Below are 16704 nucleotides of genomic sequence, written 5' to 3' on the forward strand. Positions count from 1 at the left end.
TCTTTTTACAAAAACAAACCGGACGGGTATTGCCCTGCCGTTTGTTATGATATTTTTTATGAAAAAAATTATATTTCTGATCTGCACAATGTTTTTTGCAGGAAATGTATTTGCCCAAACTATTCACGGTAAAATATTCGATGCCCTTACTAAAGAACCGATACCAACAGCAACAATAGCTGATACGAGCGGCATAGCTGTAATTTCAGCTACAGACGGTAGTTTTAAGATCAACACAAAGACCAAAATCTTAAAGATCACATCTGTGGGTTATCAGACCCGGTTGGTAGAAGTCAAGGGCAATATGTTAGCGATTGCCCTGCAATCCAGCACCAGCCAATTAAATCAAGTGGTAGTTAGTGCTAACCGCACAGCTGAAAAACGCAGTGAGGCACCTATTGCTATTGCTACAATTTCCAGCCAAACCATACAGGATACCAAGGCACAGCGACTCGATCAATTGGTTAATAAAGTGAGTGGTGTGAACATGGTGAACTTAGGTAATGAGCAACACGAGATGAGTATCCGCCAGCCGATGAACACCAACAACCTGTTCCTATATCTCGAAGATGGCCTTCCTTTACGTACATCGGCTGTATTTAACCACAATGCCCTGTTGGAAATGAACATGGCGGCAGCAAAGACTATCGAAATCATTAAAGGCCCATCATCTGCACTGTATGGCGCCGAAGCCATAGGTGGGGTCATTAACCTTATCACACAAGCGCCACCAGCTTACACATCTGGTTATTTGAGCACTCAGCTGAATAACCAGGGCTATAAACGCGTTGACGGACAGATTGGTACAACATCCGGCAAAGTCGGCTTTATCGTTAGCGGTTATTATGCCAACCAGACCAATGGGCCAATCCAATACAGTGATTTCCACAAGACTGCGGTGACCGCCCGAATGGATTATCAAATTGATAGTGCTACGGTCTGGACAAACAGCGTTTCTTATATCAATTATTTCAGCGATATGTACGGAAGCCTGGACAGCACCCATTTTGCCCGAAAGAACTATGCCGCGCAAGCTTTTTTTACCTATCGTAAAGTAACTGCCCTGCGGGCAAGATCAACCATTAGCCATAAATGGAGCGCTAACGGCACAACCAGCGCAACGTTCCTTTACAGGGATAACTCGGTTGCCCAGAACCCCTCCTATTCTATCGCTACTTACCGTACCGGCGGCAAAGCCGGCAACCCGATTTCACCAGACTCAGCCAGCGGTAATATCAATACCAATGCCTTTAAGTCTTACGGTTTGTTTTTACAACATGTACAGCATTTTAAATTCCTCAACAGCAAGCTGATCATCGGTACCAGTGCCGAGCTCGACCCTCAATCGTTTTTTGAGGACTTTATATGGATTAAAAAACAGAGTCAAAACGGGGCAACCAATTATGTAAGCTATACTAAAACCAATCCCGATTCCGTACTGGCTAATTACCATACCCTCATCAGTAATTTTGGCTCGTATGCAAACTATGATTTCACCGTTGCACCCGGCCTGCGCTTCTCAACAGCCCTGCGTTATGATGCCTTCCAATACGCTTTTGTCAACTCCCTGCCCGGCTCCAAAGTGACAGGCGGCCCATCAACAATCACTGATTACGGAAAAGTGGCACCAAAAATCGGCCTTACCTATAACTATCACGGCATTGGTTTTTATGGCACCTATAGTGAGGGTTATGTACCACCGCAGATCACCGATGTATTTAGTAAAACTACTAACAACGCCTACCTGCTACCGCAAACCTTTAAGAATTATGAGATTGGTGGCTGGCTATCGCTGATACAGAACAAGCTTTACATCGACTATAGCCTATACCTGATGAACGGCACCAACGAAATCATCAATGTTCGTCTTCCGGATAATACCAACCAATCACAAAATGCAGGCGCAACCCGTCATAAAGGCATTGAGTACGGCATCAGTTACCGTCCAACGGACGACCTTTATTTTCGTGTAAGCGGTACCAATGCCGTGCATAAATTTGTTAATTATGTAGCCAGCGGTGTAAATTATAACGGTTATGAAATGGCTAACGCACCACACTTTACGGGTAATGCCGAGGCTGTTTATAAACCGCATTACATCAAGGGTCTCCGTATCGGCCTGGAAGAACAGGTAGTAGGCAAATACTATATGGACAACCTGCAACAGTTTACCTACGACGGTTTTAAAATAACCAATATCCGCGCAGGTTATCAACTTGGCCGTGCCGAGATATGGGTGAACGCACTGAATATATTTAACACTTATTACGCCACACTGGCAACAGCTTCAGTAACCAATAAGGTAGCTTCTTACAGTTATAACCTGGGCGATCCGAGAGCGTTTACCCTGGGACTAGCTTATCATTTTGGTAAACATTAAATCAAATTTTATGATCCGTAAAAACATTTATAAATGGCACCGTATCTGTTCGCTGATTATCGCAATACCAGTATTGCTCTGGGCATTGAGCGGTTTTATGCACCCCATCATGACCAATCTGCGACCGGCAATGACTACACAGAGCATTCCCGTAGAAAGCGTCGACAGCACTAAGATCAAACTGAGCTTACAGCAGGTATTAAAACAAAATAAGATTGACAGTATTTATAGCACGCGACTGGTTCATATCGACACCAACTGGTTCTACCAGGTTAAAACCAGTCGGAAATATAACCTGTTATATATTAGCACGAAGAACGGCAATATACTAGCCAAGGGCGATTGGCTGTATGCGCAATATATTGCCAGGTTGTTTTTAGAGGGCGCTTCTAAAAAAGATAAAATGCCCGCGATGGATATGTCTATGCCAATGAGCGATGGTATGGATTGTTGCGGTGAAGCAGCCAGCACCGTATTGAATAATAAAACGGGAGCGCCTATTGAGGGCGCTTCCCTCGTTACTCAATTTGACGAAGAATATAAAACGATCTATTGCCTGCTACCAGTTTATAAAGTACAGTTTAAGCGTAATGATGGTATCCGCCTGTATGTAGAACCTGCACAAGATCGCTTTGCAGTTGCGGTGGACAAGAACCGGGCAGCATTCACCAAATTCTTTGATCTGGTACATACCTGGGGATGGATAAATTTTTTAGGCAAGGGGAGATTATTCGTAGAGATGTTCTTTACAGGTTTGGGCTTTCTTACTGCACTAATGGGTATTTATATTTTCTTTGCTACTAAGAGTAAAAAGGTACCTGGTAATCCGCTAATCAAAGCCAGGCGCAACCACCGCTATACTGCCATCATAGCATCGCTCTTTACGCTGATGTTCACCTTTAGTGGCTTTTATCATGCGTTTTCCAAATTAGGCGGGGAAGAAAAAGAAATGAAGAGTGTTATCCATGGTTTTGCTGCATCCAGCATTAACCTCGATCTGAATAAACTGCAGACTATCGTTAAAAAGCCAATTACCAATATCGGTCTTGTTCAATTTGATGGCAAAACCTACTGGCAAGTGTATCTGCAAAGTGATCAGAAAAGCCACAAAAGCAAGGATTTAATGAAAACGATGAGCGCCGATGCAGCTCTGGTAACTTATATAAATGCCGCTGATTTCTCAGTTTTAAAGAATGGTGACGAACAATATGCAAAAAGCCTGGCTACTCAATTAAGCAATACTGATCCCAACAAAATCGTTTCTGCCGAACTCACTACGAAATTTACGGATGAATATAATTTTACAGATAAGCGTCTGCCAGTTTGGAAGATCGATTATCCCTTTAACCATAAACAACGACTGTATATAGAAACATCAACCGGAGTGTTAGCTAAAAACACCAATGATGCAGAACTTTATGAGGGCTATAGCTTTGCACTTTTCCATAAACATCATTATATGGATTTTGCCGGGAAAACCATTCGTGACATCAGTACGATGATTGGAGCAGCCTTACAGATCATGATGATAATTATTGGCCTGATCTTTTATTTCAAATGGAGAAAGCGAAAAATGAAAATAACCTGATCAGAATATCTGACCGATCAATTCTGCCCTGCTATTCTTGCGTTATGCATAAAAAGAGATCAAAATGATCTCTTTTTATATCCTAAACCCCTATTGTGAAGCTGCTGTCCGATTAAGCTTTGGCCAGTAATTTAATATCTTTAGTTTCCAGTATCTGTTTGTCATATCCCTTTAGAACACTGTTAATCAAAGCTAATCCAAGATCACCGATGGTATTGCCATGCTTTGGGAATAAAAGGTTCAGTAAAGGATATAAAAAACTAATGACCCTATAATACCCTTTAATATTTTTCTGTCCCGGTTTTGGTTTCATAAATCCGGGACGGAAATTGTAAACCCTTTCAAAGGGCATCCTCATCAATGCATTTTCAGTTTTGCCTTTTACACGTGCCCACATCACTTTGCCCTTTTCAGAACTATCAGTCTGACCGCCCGATATAAAATCAAAGATCATCTTAGGGTTAAGGCTAAGCAGTTTGTTAGCAAAGTGCAATGTAGTATCGTAGGTAATATAAGTGTATGTTGGTTCATCCATTCCTAATGAACTTATTCCTGCACAATAAAAACAGGCATCATAACCTGTTAACTGATCATCAAGTCCATCCAGCTTAAAAAAATCGGGTACAATACATTCTTTAAGTTTTGGATGTATCATACCATAGGGCTTACGGCCTATAAGAAGTACTTCTTTCACATCCGGGTGTTCCAGGCATTCAAATAATACGCCTTCTCCCACCATGCCGGTAGCACCAGTAATGACAACTTTGATTTCCATAATTCAATATACTAATATTAACCTCTTATTTTTCAACTCTCTGGTCAACTATTTTGATGCAAACAAAAATAGGTTCATTACGAATCAACAGTTTTGTTGAAAAGTCCAATTCACTTTGTTGCAAAGTTCTTATCGCTGCACCTAAAATTAAAATGGACTGATCTGAAAAAAAAGCCTTTCAAAATGAAAGGCTTTTTTATTTAGCAAAAACTAAGAAATAAACAAAATCTGTTTTAAAATGATCTGAACACGCATTTCGAGCTAAACTGGCACAACGGCATTCTTTTAGTATAAGGGGTTTCAATGTTAAAGTATTTTAATCCAGATTGGAAAACTAATAAATACTACTGATAAAATAAATTGAAATGAAACCATCATAAGCTTTCCGCTTACAAACTGTAATGAATAAGCTTATGATAGCTTCATAACCGCTAAAAAACAATAATATTAAAATGAAAAAACAACTACTAATAGCAGCGCTGGCAGCTATTGCGTTCCATGTAAATGCACAACAAGAGGCAACGGGAGTTAAAATTAAACAAGATACTATTATTCGCTCTCTTCCTACACCTCTGCCTTCACTTCCTTTTCCTTCTTCCGACTGGGTAGGTTCACCACTGGTAGGTGTAGATGCTACTCCACCAAATTATCCGCTGACCAAATTATTAGGTTTAAGCAAAAGCAAAGTAAAAATATATGGATGGGTGGATATAGGTAGTAACCTGAGTTCTTCAAAACATTCAAATGCGCCTACTTCTTACAATCTGGTGCCTAACAGTATAGTATTGGACCAGGCAGGTATCAAGTTTGAGAAACAGCCAAATACAACTCAAACAGATCATTTTGACTGGGGTTTTCTTTCTACCACCATATTTGGTACCGATTACAGGTATACCACCAGTAAAGGTATTTTTAGCGACCAGTTATTAAAACACAATAACAAATATGGATTTGACCCTGCTGAATTGTATGGAATACTTTATTTTCCAAAGGTAGCCGATGGTCTGATTGTAAAGGTAGGTCGTTTTATTTCACCAGCAGACATTGAAGCACAATGGGCTACTGATAACTACCTGTATTCACACTCTCTTATGTTTACTGTTGACCCTTATACTTTTACAGGCGTACAGGGAACACTAAAGCTGGGTACTTACTGGCAGCTTCAGGGAGCCTTACATGCTGGTAATGACATGGCACCATGGAGTAATTCGGCAAAGCCAAATGGATTATTGATGGTACGATGGGTATCTAAAGATAATAACGATGGCCTCTGGGGAGGAATTAACTCACTAGGTAGCGGAGATTATACGAATCAGCATGACGACCTGCAAATGGTGGTTGCAACATGGGGACACAAGTTTAACAATACCTTTCACATGATGACAGAAGGATATTATATGTGGCAAAAACATGCGCTGGTAGGCGGTACAGTAAATAACGGCCCCGGACAATCATTTTATGAAGGCGTAGGCCCGGGTGCACTTATTCCGGGAACAACCAATGCAGTAGGCGTGGTTAACTATTTCCAGGTTTACTTTTCTCCTAAAAACTATTTATCAGTGCGTAACGATTATCTAAATGACCCTCAGGGTAACCGTACAGGCTTTGCGACAAAATATTCGAGTCATACCATAGGCTTTGTACATTACTTCAATAACCTGATCAGGATACGTCCGGAGATCAGATACGAACGTGCCTATGCGGACGGCATTACCCCTTATGACAATGGAACTAAAAAAGATCAGTATACCGCAGCAATGGATTTAATCGTCCGTTTTTAATTAAAATAAACAAACAAACCGGATTAATCAATTGACGATCCGGTTTGTTTGATCATTCATATTTTAATGCATCAATTGCATTCGCTTTAGCTACTTTAAATTTTGCAGGCTTACCGTTATTAAGGCAATTAATAGTGACAGGCTTCTACCAGCTTAAAGTTTTTGATCTCTTTTTCTTCTCCATTGACAATGATAGATAACTGATGTTCACCTGTATAAAACTTCTTTGTAGTAATCAATTTAAATGATTGCTTCCGCTGAATTTTAGTTTTTACAGCTGGCTGATATACTTTTTCGCTGATCTTAAACACCTTCCTGTTCAGCTGACCACTAGCTTTTTGATAATAAATGCCATATTCCAGTCTTATCGTATGGCTTTCAGCATTCTTGTTAAACACAGAAAAGCTAAATTCCAAACTATCGCCTATTTTAACCGCAGGTGTCGCCACTTCAAAATCAGTTAGTTCTATATTTCCACTTTCGAGGCCATAATGTTTTAGGATAGCTGCATGACCACTTTTTAACAGTGTGCGGCTGCCATGTTTAATGATCGCATCAGTTTCTTTAGAAATACCTTTCCATTGATCCGCAATGCGGATTACCAACTCAGGATGGTCTTTAGCAATATCATTGATGTTATTGGCCACACTCCTTCTCACCCATTCTGAAGGATCGTTTTTCAGATTTTCTAAAAGCGGAAGGATCGGTGTTGGATCTTTTTTCAATGCTGGTATGGCCATAGCCCAGGGTAAGCGGGGCCGGCTTCCTTCACTGGCGAAACGTCTTACTTTATAGTTTTCATGTTTAGACCAGACGATCATCTGCTGAATCATTTGATCCCCATATTTCAGGATAAAAGGCCTGACGGCAAATTCACAGCTTACAAACTGAGTAATAAATTCAAGGGCTTTTACCGAATGATTATAATCATCCAGACCATAGGTCTCTATGTAATCAGGAAGAAAAACAAATGCCAGTCCGTCTTCTCCAAAATTGTCCTTCCGTAATTGATGAATGATCTTTTCTATCAACTGAACGGCTGTGGGAAAATCTGCCGGAAGAAACTGATGAAATATCCTGGTGGTATGTTTCATTCGGTCTTTCCATTCCTTCTCTTCAAAACCGTCGCCAAAAATCACCGTCATAAACTCCTGTTTATTGAAAGCAGGAATTACTTCCAGCAGCGTATCTGCAAACCTATTATAAAATGATTTGGAATAGATTTCTTTAATTAAGCCCATATAAATAATAATTCGCTGCAAATTACCCTTCTGTAGAGGGATAAGCAACAGCAGAAATGAATGAAATTATAATTTTCTGCTTTTATCCGGGTTCATTTACAAAAATGATTTAGCATCCTGATTAAGGGAATTCTCATTCAATATATAAAACCGAAAAGAAAACAGGATGTAATAAATAGCAAATGACACTTAATTTTTTTCAGATTATTATTTATCCTGAGGTAGTAACAAGTGAGCTTTTTTTTTCATTTTTTAGCGATCATTCTTGCATGCAAACCACTAAAAATCATATATTTGAAGCATTAACCAACCGCCGAACCAAATATTCTATATTAAGTCAATTATCATGGACTCGCATTTAGACCCTACGGATTTGGGTATATTAAATCTACTACAGGAAAACGGAAGATTAACAAACAAAGAACTTGCATACAATCTTAACAGAACGATTTCTCCAATTTTTGACCGGAGAAAACGCCTGGAAGAAATGGGCTATATCAAAAAATATGTCGCAGTATTGGACAGGGAAAAAATAACCAGCAGTATGGTGGCCTTTCCTCATATTTCGCTGAATAATCATGGAGAAGATGCCTTGACTTCTTTCCAGCAAAGTGTAATTGAATTCCCTGAAGTTTTAGAATGTTACCATATCACCGGGAAATATGATTTTATGTTAAAAATTATGATTCCTGATATGCATGCTTACAATGATTTTCTCCGTAAAAAGATTTCCGTGCTGGAGAACGTTGGAAGTGTACACAGTTCACTGGTCATTTCACAGGCAAAAGCAGAAATAGGATTACCTATCACTTTAAAGGCCGGCTAGCGCCGGCCTTTAGATTATTAACTATTATTTACCTATTTACCTCTGGCATCCACCATCGGGTAACTCTTCAAACTATACTAAATCTTCAATCGATAGGTCGTTGTTGATGATGTAAAATTGGGTAGATAAATTCTTAATTTTTAGTCGCTAAAAAAGTTTAGGAAATTTTCCTGCTTTTAGACTTTACGTATTTTGAATTTACTGAATAGGATCAGGTCAACCCGGCTAAACAAAATAAAGTTGTTAACTCTTCTAACCCGATAGACATTTTCAGGGGGCAATCTAGCCCCCCGATCTTACCCGGTTTGCTTCCGCATCAGAACTTTTGGAACGCTGACTAGCCCCTTTGATCGTATTGCTGCCAAACCGGTAGGTACAGGTTAAGCGAAAAACCCTGCTTTCCTGTTTTTCATTCACACTATAGTTCTGACCGGGCAAAGCACTTGTGACACGCCATTTCTCGAGGTTAAAAACATCATTGGCTGCTAGTTTTACATTAAATTTTTTGTTTGCAAAGGACTTGCTGGCCCCGAGATCTATACCATACTGAGGTTTCATGAACAGCGTTCCTTCTACCAGCGATGATTGGTAATGTGCAGAGAGCTCTAAATTAGTAGTTGTATTCAGGCTAACGGTTTGATTGGTATTCGCCTGAAAGGCAAGTTTACCACTTTTATAAGGTGATCCCAGTAAATTAGGGGTACTGAACTGGTTATAAAATACAGTCAGGTTATTATTGGTGGTCCACCATTTAATAATTGGAATAGGGGAATTGATATTCAGGTTATATGATTTTTTTTCTGCCAGGTTTTCGGAAGTGATGTATAGTGTTTTCTTTAGCGTATCTGACAAGAGCACCCTGGTAATCGCATCACTGGTGTGACTATAACCCATTGTGACATTGACTGTCTTTTTATAAGAGTAAGTAATTTCAAATGAGTTGGTGTATTGCGGATTCAGAAAAGGATTACCTATGCCATAGGTATAAAGATCTACGAAATTGATAAATGGGTTTAGCGATTCATAATCAGGACGGTCTATTCTCCTGCTGAAGGAGAATCCAATTTCATTATCTTTTGAAAGCACATGATTCACAAATAGCGTAGGGAAAAGATTAAAATAATGACGGTTTACTACCTTTTGTTCAGTGATAGAATTACCTTTAGAATTGGTTTGCTCTGCCCTTAACCCCAATTGCAAAGTAGTCCCGGTAAATTCACGGTTAAGGTTCAAATATCCGGCATTGATATTCTCATTGTAAAGAAACTGGTTACTACGCGTAACATCACTCTGCCAGTTATTATCAATCAGGTTATCAAAAATAGAGTTGTTATCTGTATTCACCACGCTACTTTTCAATCCGGCATCAAGCTTCATTTTTTTACTGAACGGATAAGTATAATCAACCTTGGCAGCCCATATCTTAACCGCTGTAGGAGTAGAATTTCTAAATATATAGGGTGCTTTGTACACATTACCATCAGCATTCAGGTAATTATTATTATAGCCGTAATTCTGGCTTCCAAGATATCTTGAATAATCTGCATCAGCAGTGATTTCCTGGCCAGCGGTATCAATTTTTCCTTTGTAATTAAGGTTATAGGTAATCCCGGTGTACTTGTAACTATTCGGGTTAAAAGCAACTACAGAAGAGTCTGTTTCCAGCGGGCGGCTTCCAATCAGGGTTAACACATCAGCATCATTGTTTCCCGTACTTACATATCCGTTTACTGCTGCACCGATGGTATTGTTATCATCGATAAAATAATCGATTCCGGCTTTATAATTGTGATTTTGCCTCGGTTGTATTGAAGTGCTTGTCTGGTTGAAATAAGTCTGATCGGTAGCGGTATTGTTAATACGCATAATATCCAGATCGTGAAACCTCTTACTCCTGTTATAATTGTATTCGCCGAAAAGATTGAATTTCTTTTCCCTGTGGTTTAGCGAAAACCCTCCATTGGCTTTATAGTATCTTCCATAACCTCCTCCAGCAGTAACAGAACCATTTGTACCATAATTGCTGTTTTTCTTGAGTTTAATATTAATAATCCCCGAATTACCGGCAGCATCATACTTTGCCGAAGGATTGGTAATCAGCTCAATACTTTGAATAGCATTACCTTCGGTAGAACGTAATAGATTAGCTAACTGTTCACTGGACAGGTAAGTAGGTTTACCATCAATCATTACAGTTACCCCCTGCTTTCCTCTCAAACTGATGTTACCATCTTTATCAACGGCCACTCCGGGAGCTTTTTGTAAGATTTCAAGCGCGGTATTGCCTGCAGCAAGTACACTGTTTTCGATATTTAATACGGTTTTATCCACTTGTCTTTCAACCAGTGGTTTTTTACTTACAATGTTAACGCCATTGAGCTGTTTTGATGTTGGTGCTAATTCTACATTAGCGATGGTATAAACCTGATGTGCGGTATTGATGGCATAAGGACCTTTGAATACTTTAGCATATCCAACCATATTGATCGCAACCAGATATTCGCCATCCAACAGATTGGAGAAAAGATAAACCCCATTGTCTTCGGTGATAGATCCTTTGATCACGGTTGAATCTTTGGCCTTTAAAAGACTTACCGATGCATAAGATAAATTATTGCGTTTTTCGTCCAGCACTTTACCGGTCAGCTTTCCGGTTTGGGCATACACCGTAGAGAGGTTAAGAAAACCTAAGGAGAATATGAGGATAGAGTAGAGCGTTTTTTTCATTTTAACTTTTTATTTACATCTTTAAGATGCAGACATCAGTTAAAAGGTTACAGCAAATGAAAAAAAGATAATTTTCTCCTGTGCTATGATTTATTTTTTTTTGATAGAAAAGCAAAAGGCCGCAAAATATTTGCGGCCTTTTGAAAATTACTAATAACCACGGTAATAACCGCCATCATGGTAATGTCTATGTCTTGGTGGTCTTCCTGGATCGTAAACGTAGCATGAACTTAATAATGATGTTGTTAATAACAGCAGCATTAGATTTCTGAATGTTTTCATTTGAGTATTTTTTAGTTGTGTTCAGTAATTAACCTTTATACACCATAGACTATGCCAATCTTTAAAGGATTAATGGAAGAGTAGTTTACTTCATCAATTAATTGTCATTATCCCGATAACATATTTTAATTTAAAAAAGTTAAATAGATTAACTCTTTAACCCGATGACATTCAGGAATGTAAATATTCTTTACACAATAGGTTCAAGTCAACCGATTTAGTAATTTAAACACCATATGATCGGCTATTTAATATGAACAATATCATTAAATTTGTTAGAATTGACGAGCACTCTATAACTCCAAAATACCGCCAGCTAACTAATTCCGTTTTACAGGGTATCCAATCCGGACAGATCAAAAAAAATGATCTGCTTCCCTCTATCAATGAGTTTAGCTGTGCCCTGGAAACTGCCAGAAGTACGATTGAAAGGGCCTACAATGAACTCAAAAGATTGGGTTTAGTGAGTTCTGTAGCTGGAAAAGGTTTTTTTATTGTACACACTTCCTTTCATAAACCCATAAAAATACTGCTATTATTCAATAAGCTCAGCATCCATAAAAAGCTCATTTATGATGCGTTTGCAGCTACTTTAGGAAACGATGCTGTAATAGATTTTTATATTTATAACAATGACTATAAGGTTTTTAAAAAACTCTTACAAGAGAAAGCTGATCATTATGCAAAATGTGTGATCATCCCCCATTTTAATGAAAACAAGGAATTAGGGTATAAATTAATAGACACATTACCAAAAGAAAAGCTGGTGTTAATGGATAAACTGGCAGAGGGCGTACACGGGGATTTTGGTGCCGTATATGAAAATTTTGAATCCGATATTTTCTCTGCCCTGGAACAGCTCAGGGAAAGACTGAATAAATACCATACATTAAAGATTATCTTCCCCCAGCATACTTACTATTCGAAAATGATCCTTTCCGGATTTACCCGTTTTTGCCGGCAACATGATTTTAAACATCAAATTCTGAACTGCCTGCACCAGGAACAAATTGAAGCTGGCTGCGTTTACATTAACCTGGTAGAAGATGACCTTGTACTTTTGATTGAGAAAATTGTTGAAGGTAATTTTCAGCCGGGCAAAAATGTTGGCGTGATCTCTTATAATGAAACCCCCATAAAAAAAGTAATTCTGGACGGCATAACCACCATTTCTACAGATTTCAGGATGATGGGTGAACAAGCTGCACAACTTGTGCTTAAAAATTCGGTTGAACGTATACAGATTCCGTTTAAAGTAACTATTAGAAATTCACTCTAAGATCTAGATTGATAGCTCTTTAACTTTTATTATTAAAATCGTTTCAGATAAAACGAATATTATCTCACCAAAAACAGCAAATAAATTTGCTTACTAAATATAATATTGTACTTTTGCAATCCCAACAACAATAAAGGTTATTTATAACTGGAATTGCTGATCAAGTTCGGGGTGTAGCGTAGCCCGGTATCGCGCCTGCTTTGGGAGCAGGAGGTCGTAGGTTCGAATCCTGCCACCCCGACTTAAACATTAAAAAACCCTCTAAATCATCTGATTTAAAGGGTTTTTGTTTTTCGAATGGCTGCATTTAATTTTATTACAGCAATCGTGTGATTACATTGAAAACAGCTTAGACAATTTGATGTCAAGATCTTCGCCGCGGAGATTTTTAGCAATGATCTTGCCGTTAGGATCTATCAGAAAATTACTAGGGATGGCTGAAATGCCATATAAGGTTGCTGCCTTACTAAGAAATCCCTTTAATTCAGATACCTGCGTCCAAGTCAAGCCATCCTTTTTTACGGCATCCAGCCATGCATTCCGGCCATTTTCACTATCAAGAGATACGCTCAATATGTTGAAATTTTTGTTTTTGTATTTATTATAAGCTTTCAACAAGTTTGGATTTTCCGCACGACAGGGCTTACACCAGGAAGCCCAAAAGTCAATCAGCACATATTGTCCGCGATAATCAGACAGTTGAACGGCTTTGCCCCCTGCATCATTTTGTACAAAATCCGCAGCCATAGCCCCTGTATTTGTTCTCTTAGCAATTTCAATAATTGAGCCTATTTTTTTTCCTCCTGCAGACGTTCTCAGGTTTTCTGTGAATTTCGCAAATCCAGCAGCGGCAGTATCTGGATTAAAGTCATATTTAAGTTCCATTCGCTGAAAAACCAGCAAAGAAAAATAAGAATCGGGATGACCGGTGATGAAAATCCGGCTATTACGATCAAATCCGGCCTGGGTTGATGATACGGCGATTAAGAATAGTTTCTTTAACGCGGTATCTTTTCGCTGTTCCGGCGTCCACGCACTATATACTGCTTGTAGGGAGTCTGCTAATTTCAAATAAGGCTGCTGGAATGTACGGAATGCCTCAGCATCGTCATTTATAACAGAGCCTCTGGTTATTGCTTTCGATACAGAATCCTTTGCCGTAACCATAATGTTTGAATTTTCTAGATAAAAGCTCAGCTGATCGGGCTTGGAAAAACGTGTCAAGGGTGTAATATCATGTTTAACAGTAAGTACTGCTGCCAGTGGAGAGGTCAGTTTACCCTTGAGGGTAAACTGACCATGATGAAGAACAGCCGAGTCCAGAACTTTCTTTCCATCAAGGCTATAACTCAGATACGCTTTAGCAGGTGTATCAAGGGAGCCTATTTTTCCATGGATAGTAAAACTATTTTGTGCCATCAGCCCAAAAGGGAAACAACAGGCAGCTGTCAGGAAATATTTTATTATCATTATATCTGGTTTTTATCTTTTATAAATATTATGGGAGAAGTGATATGCCACTAATAAATATGCAGTTATATAATCCGCCATAAGTTACTGATGCCAGCGATGTAAAACGCAAATACCTGGCTGTAATCAATCCGGTATTAATCGTTTGCATGTTGTTACTTATATTACCTGCATACACCCCGTTATTCATCCAGGTTACGCCATCCATACTCGTCTCAATTTGAACAGACGTAGGGTAACCACCAAGAGTTGGGTATTTTAGTGCAGAGGGCACATAATAATTAACAGCAGAGAAGGTAATTTGCCTGTTAAAATTAATGACCGCCCACTGGGGCATTTTTTGAGTGATACTGCTTGTCCAATACGTAGTCAAATTATTGTCGTCAATTAAATTTGTGGCAGTATAAGTGAGATATGCCGACGAATTCGTGGCAATCCAGCCAAGTTTACTGATATACAAAGGTTTACCCGTTTTAAATACATAGTACACCACCCTACTTGTTGCAGGCCCTTCCAATATACCATCTACCGATTGGATGACAACTGGTAGTACGTAAGTGGTATACTCTATTAACTTTGTTTCCTGAACTATGTTAAGTTGTGCCACATCTGAAACCGACGCACCTTCGGGAAGGTGCGTTGTTGGTTTATAAAAAAAATAAGAACTGGCAGGGAGTAAAACCGCGGCTCCGTACCTGGCGCGAAATGCAGCCATCTTGGTGGTGTCTACTCCAAATTTTATCCAATGATCAGAAGAGGACATATTACCTGATAATGCAGCGTTGAACCTGATCACCAAAGTAGTATCGCTTAAGATAGAAATGGACCTCTGTAAAGTATCCACACCTGAGGCGTATTGAAAAGAAATACTGTTGTTGGGCAAAGTAGCAGGCCCTTTATCTTTCTTGCATGCCGTTAACAATACAATCAACGAACAAAATATAACGATATAAGCTTTATTCATAATTTTTCTATTTATGGATTTTGTTGCATACCTGGATTAAAATTCAAAACCTGAACAGGTATCTGTAATGTATACCGGTTACTATGAGGAAGTAAAGTCGAAATAGTATTTCCCTGCGCATCATATCTGTATACCGTACCCATCCTGTTCTCTTTATCTAACCTGCGCATGTCAAACCAGCGCAATCCGCAAAAAGGCAATTCATGGCTTCTTTCTTTTAAAACTTCCTGTAACACATCTTCCTGTACATTCGATTGATAAGGCACATAACTGGCAATGGCAAATCTGGTTTTACGAATGTCATCCAGCTGTTGCAAGGCAGTAGTTAAATCATTCCTTCTCGCTGCGCATTCTGCAATGATCAACTTCATTTCCTGAACGGAAGTACCTGTATTTACGTATTGCAAATACAGGGATACGTATGCCGGGATAAAAAGTGTGGCGCCTCTTGAAGTAAACGTATAACCGTCTGTACTGGTGAAGAGCTTTTTAACCCGAAGATCATTCGCATCAAACGAGCGCATAAAGCTTAGCGTAGGTGTGCTTTGCCCGAGTGCTATTCTTCCGTAAATGACATCAGGCTGAACGCTTGTTAAACCGGAAGCCGGAAACGTACTATTAAAATTAATCATCACCGCTTTGCTGTTTGACAGCGCAAGTGTTGCATATTTACTAGCGTCTGTATAATCTCTCGCATAAAAATAAGTTCGCGCCAGCAAACTGTAAGCTGCTGCCGTTGATCCGCGATATCTGTTCGTACTATTATCTAAAGGAAGATTAGGAATTGCTGAATTAAGGTCGGCAATAATATGTCCGTAAGTTTCTGCTACGGTACCACGCGGCGGCACTATCTGAGAAACATCATTTGATGTAACAAAAGGTATTGCAAGGTCTTTACCCGCTGTTGTAGAGTCAAAAGGTAAGCTGTATTCATTTACCAGATAAAAGTATTCCATAGCCCGGCCTAATAAAGCTTCGGCTTTAAGGCTCCTTTTCTGACTGTCTGTTCCGCCCGTTGCCGCGTCTATACCCAGCAATACCGTATTAAACAGGTTGATTTTTGCATAATGTTCTCCCCAAAATGCAGGCGAAATACTTAGATTAGGTGAAAATTGCAGGGCCCATGTATATATCAGCTCAGTTGGCTGCGTTGGCGGATTTGAAATACCTACGTTATCCACGTTATCTCCTAAGAAATTAAAAGTGCATGTTGGAAAACCAATTCCCTGAACCAGATAGGTGTTATTTAACCACTGGTCATAGTCGGTAACGGTAGTAAGCAGTGTTGTTCCCTTAGGTTTTATATCAAGGTACTTGTTACACGCGGCAAATACCATACTGCAAAATATGACTAGAACAAAAGTATATTTATATGATTTCATCTGTATAAT

General features: G+C 39.2%; 11 protein-coding genes and 1 tRNA gene. 6 read left to right on the forward strand and 6 right to left on the reverse strand.

Annotated elements, in window-relative coordinates; translation table 11 throughout:
- Nucleotides 1-58: 58 nt before the first annotated feature.
- The gene (locus GSQ84_RS26615) at nucleotides 59-2380 is read left to right on the forward strand and encodes a TonB-dependent receptor (RefSeq protein ID WP_158800436.1); all 2322 of its coding nucleotides are present in this window, start codon (nucleotides 59-61) and stop codon (nucleotides 2378-2380) included.
- Between the two features lie 10 nt (nucleotides 2381-2390).
- The gene (locus GSQ84_RS26620) at nucleotides 2391-3968 is read left to right on the forward strand and encodes a PepSY domain-containing protein (RefSeq protein ID WP_158800437.1); all 1578 of its coding nucleotides are present in this window, start codon (nucleotides 2391-2393) and stop codon (nucleotides 3966-3968) included.
- A 112-nt stretch (nucleotides 3969-4080) separates the two neighbouring features.
- On the opposite strand, the gene GSQ84_RS26625 is transcribed toward GSQ84_RS26620, so the two are convergent.
- Nucleotides 4081-4743 (reverse strand): epimerase, encoded by a 663-nt coding sequence (locus GSQ84_RS26625; protein ID WP_158800438.1) that lies wholly within the window; start codon nucleotides 4741-4743, stop codon nucleotides 4081-4083.
- 452 nt (nucleotides 4744-5195) lie between these two features.
- Between GSQ84_RS26625 and GSQ84_RS26630 the strand changes: the two genes are divergently transcribed.
- Nucleotides 5196-6524 (forward strand): outer membrane beta-barrel protein, encoded by a 1329-nt coding sequence (locus GSQ84_RS26630; RefSeq protein WP_158800439.1) that lies wholly within the window; start codon nucleotides 5196-5198, stop codon nucleotides 6522-6524.
- Between the two features lie 128 nt (nucleotides 6525-6652).
- Here the strand turns inward: GSQ84_RS26630 and GSQ84_RS26635 are convergent, their stop codons facing one another.
- Nucleotides 6653-7765, reverse strand: coding sequence for a DNA alkylation repair protein (locus tag GSQ84_RS26635; protein ID WP_158800440.1), 1113 nt, complete (start codon nucleotides 7763-7765; stop codon nucleotides 6653-6655).
- A 346-nt stretch (nucleotides 7766-8111) separates the two neighbouring features.
- Between GSQ84_RS26635 and GSQ84_RS26640 the strand changes: the two genes are divergently transcribed.
- Nucleotides 8112-8591, forward strand: coding sequence for an Lrp/AsnC family transcriptional regulator (locus GSQ84_RS26640; protein ID WP_158800441.1), 480 nt, complete (start codon nucleotides 8112-8114; stop codon nucleotides 8589-8591).
- A 282-nt stretch (nucleotides 8592-8873) separates the two neighbouring features.
- Here the strand turns inward: GSQ84_RS26640 and GSQ84_RS26645 are convergent, their stop codons facing one another.
- On the reverse strand, nucleotides 8874-11318 hold the full coding sequence (locus GSQ84_RS26645; protein ID WP_158800442.1) for an outer membrane beta-barrel family protein: 2445 nt from the start codon (nucleotides 11316-11318) through the stop codon (nucleotides 8874-8876).
- A gap of 535 nt (nucleotides 11319-11853) precedes the next feature.
- On the opposite strand from GSQ84_RS26645, the gene GSQ84_RS26650 reads away from it, so the two are divergent.
- Together GSQ84_RS26650 and GSQ84_RS26655 are read left to right on the forward strand one after the other, a co-directional pair.
- Nucleotides 11854-12879 (forward strand): winged helix-turn-helix domain-containing protein, encoded by a 1026-nt coding sequence (locus tag GSQ84_RS26650; RefSeq protein WP_158800443.1) that lies wholly within the window; start codon nucleotides 11854-11856, stop codon nucleotides 12877-12879.
- A 167-nt stretch (nucleotides 12880-13046) separates the two neighbouring features.
- A tRNA-Pro gene (locus GSQ84_RS26655) sits at nucleotides 13047-13120 on the forward strand.
- A 92-nt stretch (nucleotides 13121-13212) separates the two neighbouring features.
- Here the strand turns inward: GSQ84_RS26655 and GSQ84_RS26660 are convergent.
- Genes GSQ84_RS26660 through GSQ84_RS26670 form a run of 3 tightly spaced genes read right to left on the reverse strand, consistent with a single transcriptional unit; the run spans nucleotide 13213 to nucleotide 16695 of the window.
- Nucleotides 13213-14349 carry a TlpA disulfide reductase family protein gene (locus GSQ84_RS26660; RefSeq protein ID WP_158800444.1) on the reverse strand — a complete coding sequence of 379 codons (1137 nt, stop codon included), beginning with the start codon at nucleotides 14347-14349 and terminating at the stop codon, nucleotides 13213-13215.
- Between the two features lie 28 nt (nucleotides 14350-14377).
- Nucleotides 14378-15313 (reverse strand): discoidin domain-containing protein, encoded by a 936-nt coding sequence (locus tag GSQ84_RS26665; protein ID WP_158800445.1) that lies wholly within the window; start codon nucleotides 15311-15313, stop codon nucleotides 14378-14380.
- Between the two features lie 11 nt (nucleotides 15314-15324).
- Entirely contained in the window at nucleotides 15325-16695 is a 1371-nt protein-coding gene (locus tag GSQ84_RS26670; protein WP_158800446.1) for a RagB/SusD family nutrient uptake outer membrane protein, read from the reverse strand.
- Nucleotides 16696-16704 lie beyond the last annotated feature (9 nt).

Origin of the sequence: Pedobacter sp. L105 (genome assembly GCF_009765875.1) — a bacterium.
GTDB lineage: Bacteria > Bacteroidota > Bacteroidia > Sphingobacteriales > Sphingobacteriaceae > Pedobacter.

Coding starts and splice junctions, on each gene's coding strand:
- GSQ84_RS26635 (WP_158800440.1), bottom strand. CDS start 7,765: ATGGGCTTAATTAAAGAAATCTATTCCAAATCATTTTATAATAGGTTT.
- GSQ84_RS26640 (WP_158800441.1), top strand. CDS start 8,112: ATGGACTCGCATTTAGACCCTACGGATTTGGGTATATTAAATCTACTA.
- GSQ84_RS26665 (WP_158800445.1), bottom strand. CDS start 15,313: ATGAATAAAGCTTATATCGTTATATTTTGTTCGTTGATTGTATTGTTA.
- GSQ84_RS26625 (WP_158800438.1), bottom strand. CDS start 4,743: ATGGAAATCAAAGTTGTCATTACTGGTGCTACCGGCATGGTGGGAGAA.
- GSQ84_RS26645 (WP_158800442.1), bottom strand. CDS start 11,318: ATGAAAAAAACGCTCTACTCTATCCTCATATTCTCCTTAGGTTTTCTT.
- GSQ84_RS26620 (WP_158800437.1), top strand. CDS start 2,391: ATGATCCGTAAAAACATTTATAAATGGCACCGTATCTGTTCGCTGATT.
- GSQ84_RS26615 (WP_158800436.1), top strand. CDS start 59: ATGAAAAAAATTATATTTCTGATCTGCACAATGTTTTTTGCAGGAAAT.
- GSQ84_RS26650 (WP_158800443.1), top strand. CDS start 11,854: ATGAACAATATCATTAAATTTGTTAGAATTGACGAGCACTCTATAACT.
- GSQ84_RS26630 (WP_158800439.1), top strand. CDS start 5,196: ATGAAAAAACAACTACTAATAGCAGCGCTGGCAGCTATTGCGTTCCAT.
- GSQ84_RS26670 (WP_158800446.1), bottom strand. CDS start 16,695: ATGAAATCATATAAATATACTTTTGTTCTAGTCATATTTTGCAGTATG.
- GSQ84_RS26660 (WP_158800444.1), bottom strand. CDS start 14,349: ATGATAATAAAATATTTCCTGACAGCTGCCTGTTGTTTCCCTTTTGGG.